This window comes from Photobacterium lipolyticum, from assembly GCF_003026475.1.
GTDB classification, from domain to species: domain Bacteria; phylum Pseudomonadota; class Gammaproteobacteria; order Enterobacterales; family Vibrionaceae; genus Photobacterium; species Photobacterium lipolyticum.
The window spans coordinates 1-910 of record NZ_PYMC01000048.1; the positions used below are offsets into that span (position 1 = coordinate 1).

General features: G+C 38.6%; 1 protein-coding gene. It reads right to left on the bottom strand.

Features of this window, described 5'->3' with window-relative positions; genetic code table 11:
• Positions 1-217 precede the first annotated feature (217 nt).
• A complete protein-coding gene (locus tag C9I89_RS22235) occupies positions 218-682 on the bottom strand; it encodes a hypothetical protein (protein WP_107285496.1) in 465 nt (154 codons plus the stop codon).
• Positions 683-910: the final 228 nt, after the last annotated feature.

Sequence of the window (910 nt, forward strand, 5' to 3'; positions counted from 1 at the left end):
TCGAAAACCTTTCATTATTCATTGAGATTGTTTCATTACCTGTTGATACACAACCTGAAACAAACATCAATATAAGCGTTGCGATTAAACATTTAACTTTCATATTACTCCTTATAAACATAACGCCCTACATAAGGTGCACCAACACCAAACTCACCAAGTACACTGAGCTCCATACCAAAACCGCCGAGTGTAACGTGTCACCTTGATGTAATTGTTAGGTCTGGTCTACAAGTTGAGCCTGCTGAATTCTTTTCTTGGCTGCGTCAAGAGCTCCCTCTGGCCATACATCTACTTGGCTACCTTTCTTCATGTATTCATCCGTAAATACTTGACTAAACCATATTGCCTCATAGGTTCCATCTTGAGACTTAAACTGATCTCTATTTCTGTACCATAGATCCAGTATTGCGATATCGATAGTATCGGATAAATGAAGTGTTTCTTTCATTACTGAACGCCACTCTGAAGCCTTTGAACCAAAGACCTTCTGAAGGTTCATCGATTGAATTGATTGTGCTTTTTCTTCAGGTAAGTACCCTATAACATCTTGAATATATGCTTCAAAAATCAAGTAGATAGGATTTTCAGCATATCTAGGATGATTGTTCATGCTCCCCCCTCCTGCACTAACTCCAAATGACAGGAGTGCAACCAAAAATAAAGCTAGAATATTTTTCATATAAGACCTAACGCCTACAATAAGGTGTGCCAACACTGAAATATTAAAGCACACTAAACTCCATATCAAAAATGCCGAGTGTAATGCATCACCTTGATTGTTTTGTATGGATAATAAAACCAACTTCAGGGTAAAGTGAGACCCAGGCTTTAGCTGCAACTAAAGCTTTCTATACAGTAGTTCGATTGATTGCAGGCTCCTCTGATGAGAGACCGATAACAAACGTGA